Genomic DNA, 3,218 nt, shown 5'->3' with positions numbered 1-3,218 from the left:
GCCCACGACGAATCCACCGCCCGATTAGTCACCCGGAACGTCCCGTCCCCGTTCGAGTACGCCACCGGCTGAGTCGTCCACCCAGCACCACCGGCCAACGCGATGTCGTCCTTCCCGTCATTGTCGAAGTCCCCCGTGACCGGGTGGACGTTCCAGTCCATGGACCAGTTCCGCCAGTTGGCGTCCACCGGCCGATCGACGAACCGGAAGTCCTCACCGGTGCCTGCGAAGACAACCGGCATCCCGGGCGACCAGTAGTTGCCGACGCGCGCCAGGTCCGCGCGCCCATCGCCGTTGAAGTCACCCTGAACGACCTGGCCGGCCAGTTCGGCCTCGCCTTCGGCATACTCTGCCCACCGTGCATCGACGCTGTGTGCGCGGACGCCGAAATACGACCCCGCCCCGGCCGCGGAAACAGCAACCGGCTGCGCGGTCCATGCCTCGCCACCAACCATCATCAGGTCGGCCGCTCCGTCGCGGTTCACGTCACCGGCAATCGCCTGCACCTTTGGATCCTTCGCCCACTCGGTCCAAGGCACCTCGAACGAACCGCACACCGCCATCGGAACAAAGGTTCGGGCCTGGTCCCAGTTGGGGTTCCGGACCGCGATATTCCATTCGGTGGCCGACCTCGGAGAGCTGGTCACCAACCTCGCGTCCCATCCTTCGGCTCGGTGCCCACCGGCCAGTACGAAGGTGCCCGGCGGACAGCTCACCCACGTCAAGGCGGCGTGACCGGCACGAACACCGACCGGCTGATCCTCGACGTACCGAACCGACGTCAGTCCGCTGGCACAGACGGCCCAGATGTTGAATTCGTGGCCGTACTCCGAATTGTTGTAGACCGAGGCGAGCCAGTCGCGACGCCGATAGCCGGGAGGACCATCCGGCCTGCTCTGCGCAACAACCGCCCCCGGGAGGGTGCTACTCGACGGACCACCACCCAGAAGGGTCCGGTCAGGAGCGCAGCTTGCTCTTGCCGAAGCCGTCTGCCCCGGGCCGACCGCGACCATCGACCCGACCGTCCGGCTGGTGGTGATCCCCCTGACGCACATCACCCAGCCGTAAGGCTGGGTGTCCCAGCTGGACGGGTTATGGAGGCCGACCGTCCAGCCCCGGCCGTCGAACTCGACCGACGACTGCACAACCTCGATCCGATGATCGACATCGAATGCCCCACCACCGGTCGCGGTTTCGCCCTCCTCACACCTGATCGTCCGCGTCGTGGTTCCCCCCGACACGATGGTCATCCGCTCGGTGCTCACGCGCCGTACGCGATTTTCCGCGGCTGTACCAGCTGTCTGCTGATGGTCGGCAGCACCGGCCGGGACGGTGAACGCGGTCGAGAGCACCACTGCGATCAGCCAGCCGGCCGTCAATCGATGACGCCTCGGTGTCCAGTTCCTCATGATCTGCGCCTCAGCTCAGGGGTTCGTTGGTGAGAGTGAAGGTGCCGTTGCCGTTGTTGAAGGCGACTGGTTGGGACTGCCAGCCCGTACCGCCGACCAGGGCCAGGTCGGCGGCGCGGTCGCCGTTGAAGTCGCCGACTACTGGTTCGGCGCCTGGGGTGGTTGCCCAGCTGTTCCAGCGGGAGTCGATCGGCTGGTTCAGCTCCGTGAAGCTGCCGTCGCCGGTGGACAGCGCGATCGGCACCGACTGCCAGCCGGGGCCGCCGACCAGCGCGAGGTCGGCGCGGCCGTCCTTGTTGAAGTCGCCGGCCAGGGTCCGGACGTTCTCCGTCGCCGCCCACTGCGGCCAACTGCTGGGGAACACCTTGTTCGCAACCCGGAAGGTGCCGTCAGCCGAAGCGAACGCGACCGGCACCGACTGCCAGCCGGAACCGCCCATCAGCGCCAGGTCGTCACGACCGTCGTTGTCGAGGTCACCGGCGACCAGCTCGACCCCAGGTTCACTGGCCCAGCGCGTCCAGGACGGGTCGACCGGCCGGTTGGTCACCCGGAAGGTGCCGTCTCCGTTGGAGTACGCCACCGGCTGGGTCGTCCATCCGGCACCACCGACCAACGCGATGTCGTCCTTCCCATCCGCGTCGAAGTCGCCGATGACCGGCTTCACGTTCGGCCCCACGGCCCAGTTCCGCCAATCACCGTCGGCCGGCTGATCGACGTACCGGAAGTCCTCGCCCGTTCCTGCGAAGGCGATGGGGATGCCGGGTGAGCGGGCGGCACCGACCAGGGCGAGGTCCGCTCGTCTGTCACCGTTGAAGTCGCCCTGCAGCGGTTGCCCGGCATTGTCAGTGAACTCGGCGTACTCCGGCCAGCGTGCGTCGACGGTCCGCCCCCGTACGGCGAATTTCCCGTCTCCACCGGAGTTCGCAACCGGCTGGGAGGTCCATCCGTTGCCGCCAACCATCATCAGATCTGACCGCCCATCGGCGTTCACATCGCCGGCCAGCGGCCGCACGTTCGAACCTTCGGCCCACTTGGTCCAGGGCACGTCGACTGTGCCGCAGACCGCGTAGGCGGCGATCCGCGAACTCCCCCCGGAGCCGTTGCGGACCCTGACCCGCCACGACACTTGCGAGTTGGGCCAACTGCTCAGAAGAGTGTCCCCGCCGTACGCGTAATGCCCGCCGGCCAGGATGAAGGTGTCTGGCGGGCAAGTGCTCGACACGTCGTCGACGCCGCCCCTCGGGAGAGTCGTCCAGTTACCGGTCACGTACTGCACCGAGGTGAGGCCGCCACCGGCACAGGCGGCCCACGGCTGGACTTCGTGCGGCGTCATGGAGCGGTTGTCGACATCGGACTGCCAGTACTTCGGCCGTGTCTCAAAGGTGGGACTGCTCCAGGTGGTCGAGGCGAGCGACGCCTCGGCCCAGAGGTCGCTGTGCACACCGCCGCCCAGGACGGTCAGGTGACGCTGGCACATGGCAACCGCACGGGCCGATCCCGTCGCAGTGGCCCACTTCCTGTCGCCGAAGGTCTGTGAGGTCGTGATGCCGCGGGTGCACACCACCCAGCCATGCGCGGTCGTCGGCCCCTGCGAGGTGTTCTGGATGCCGACACCCCAGGCCACACCACCGAAGATGATCGTCGACCAGATCACCTTGATCGTCTGGCCGGCACCCGTGACCCCACCACCGGTCGCCCGCTCACCGTCACCGCATCTGGTCTCGTGCCAGATCATCGCCCCGGCATCCAGGTGCAGTGTCTCGGAGTACACGATTCGAGGGGAGTACTCCGTTGGGGCGGCGTGGGCGG

At 67.5% G+C, this 3,218-nt stretch carries 2 protein-coding genes; both read right to left on the bottom strand.

Annotation, left to right across the window (positions count from 1 at the left end):
• A partial coding sequence (locus E1261_RS44065; protein ID WP_132416227.1) for an FG-GAP repeat domain-containing protein occupies positions 1–1,409 on the bottom strand: 1,409 nt, incomplete at its 3' end.
• A gap of 10 nt (positions 1,410–1,419) precedes the next feature.
• The coding region (locus E1261_RS44060; RefSeq protein ID WP_238176837.1) for an FG-GAP repeat domain-containing protein at positions 1,420–3,218 on the bottom strand (1,799 nt) is incomplete at its 5' end.

It is taken from the genome of Kribbella albertanoniae (genome assembly GCF_004348455.1).
In the GTDB taxonomy this organism is placed as follows: domain Bacteria; phylum Actinomycetota; class Actinomycetes; order Propionibacteriales; family Kribbellaceae; genus Kribbella; species Kribbella albertanoniae.
This window is presented reverse-complemented; position numbering and strand designations above follow the sequence as displayed.